Origin of the sequence: Catenibacterium sp. (genome assembly GCF_052354645.1) — a bacterium.
In the GTDB taxonomy this organism is placed as follows: Bacteria; Bacillota_I; Bacilli_A; order Erysipelotrichales; family Coprobacillaceae; genus Catenibacterium; species Catenibacterium mitsuoka_A.
In genome coordinates this window covers 1-1,983 of sequence record NZ_DAWDDM010000335.1, presented here as the reverse complement: position 1 = coordinate 1,983, position 1,983 = coordinate 1, and the positions used below count along the sequence as shown (strand labels likewise).

Annotated in this window: 2 protein-coding genes and 1 pseudogene; all 3 read right to left on the bottom strand. The window is 34.6% G+C overall.

The annotated features are described in order from the left end of the window. Nucleotides 1-1,002 (bottom strand): nicotinate phosphoribosyltransferase (locus tag ACT8VG_RS10700; protein WP_444195863.1); only part of this gene is annotated, 1,002 nt, incomplete at its 3' end. A gap of 102 nt (nucleotides 1,003-1,104) precedes the next feature. Further along, complete coding sequence (gene rnc / locus ACT8VG_RS10695) at nucleotides 1,105-1,797, bottom strand: ribonuclease III (protein WP_129981580.1); 693 nt, start codon at nucleotides 1,795-1,797, stop codon at nucleotides 1,105-1,107. Then, nucleotides 1,797-1,983, bottom strand: a pseudogene (locus ACT8VG_RS10690) (phosphate acyltransferase PlsX); the annotation flags it as partial. The pseudogene ACT8VG_RS10690 and the gene rnc, both read right to left, overlap by 1 nt.

Here is a 1,983-nt window from a genome sequence, read left to right as displayed (position 1 = left end):
GCCAAATACCGGAGAAGACTTAGATGTAATCATGTTTTCCCCTACGACAAATGAATCAATACGTGCACCCTGTTCAAGTACAGAACGGATTAAATATTCATCTAATGAGTTAGAAATAGAAATCTTTGTATTAGTCAATCCAGCAACATCAAGCATCATTCTTGCTTTCTTAGTAAGATATGCGATATCTCCTGAGTCAATACGAATACCAGCTAATGTCTTACCCATTGGCTGTAATACTTCTTCTGCGACTCTAATCGCATTTGGAATACCGCTCTTTAATGTATCATATGTATCTACTAAAAGAATACATGAATCTGGATAGATTTCAGCATAGGCTTTAAATGCATCATATTCAGTGTCAAATGACTGAACAAAAGAATGTGCCATTGTACCAAGTACTGGAATACCAAAAGCTTTACCTGCTGATACTGTAGCAGTTCCTGCTGCTCCACCAATATAAGCTGCTCTTGCGCCATATGTTGCACCATCATATCCCTGTGCTCTTCTTGCCCCAAATTCCATAACAGGACGACCCTTAGCTTCCTGTACAATTCTTTGTGTTTTAGTTGCAATCAATGACTGATGGTTGATTGTCACTAAAAGGAAAGTTTCTAATAGCTGTGCTTCAATCAATTTTCCTTTAACAGTGACTAATGGTTCATAAGGGAATACAGGTGTTCCTTCAGGGACTGCCCAGATTGTACCATCAAACTTGAAATCAGCTAAATAAGATAAAAATTCTTCATCAAACATATTTAAAGTACGTAAATAGTCAATATCGCCCTTTGAGAAGTGCATATCTTTAATCGCTTCAATCAACTGTTGTAGTCCTGCCATGATGACATAACCACCATTATCAGGATTCTTTCGATAGAACATATCAAAATAGGCAATTTCATCCTTTTTTCCCTGTTTAAAATAATCATATGACATTGTTAATTCATAAAAGTCCATGACAAGAGTTATATTTCTTGCATCACTTACTGTACTATTTCCCATATTGTAATCTCCTAACTTGTTTGTTTTTTATCATACTATCATTATACAAAAAGTAAAGTGATTTGTCTTTTTTTACAAAACTTACACATAAGAAAAAGAAGACTATGAAGCCTTCTTTGCCATTTTCATTAATGCATCTTTTGCCGCATGCTGTTCTGCACGCTTTTTACTTGTTCCCTTGCCAGTACCTAAAATCATATCATCTAAAATAACTTCAATGACAAATTCAGGAGCATTGGCTGGTCCAGTTGAACTTTTTACATGATAACTGACTGTCTTACGGTCATCTGACTGCACTAATTCCTGTAATTTAGTCTTATAATCAGTGATATCATCAAATTCATTTACTTCATTGACATGTTTGAAGATTGTCTTTTCAAGAATACGAATCACCTGTTCTTTACCACAATCTAAATAAAGTGCACCTATAAATGATTCATAAATATTTGCAAGAACACTTTCACGATGACGTCCACCACTCTTTTCTTCACCTACACCTAAATAAAGAAGTTCACCTAAATGAAGTTCTTCAGAAAAGCGCGCTAAAGATTCTTCTCTTACAAGTTTAGAACGAAGTTGTGTTAACTGTCCTTCTTTATATTCTGGATGTAATGCAAAGATGAATTCTGATACAAATAGCTGTAAAACAGCATCTCCCATAAATTCTAGTCTTTCATAATCAGGAATATGAACATTTGATTCATTCGCATAAGACGAATGAGTAAATGCTTCCTTATAAAGACCAATACGTTTAAAAGGAATGTTTTCTTTCTGTAAGAAATCTAATATTTTCATTATTGAAGTCCTTCTTTCATACGACCTACAACATCTAAGTCTACCATTCTATATACAAGTTCCATCGCATTAAAAACTGCCTTGGCATCTGAACCACCATGTGCTTTTACGATTGCTTTTTCAAAGCCCATAAATAGAGCACCACCCACTGATTTATAATCAAAACGATCTTTCAAGGCATATAAC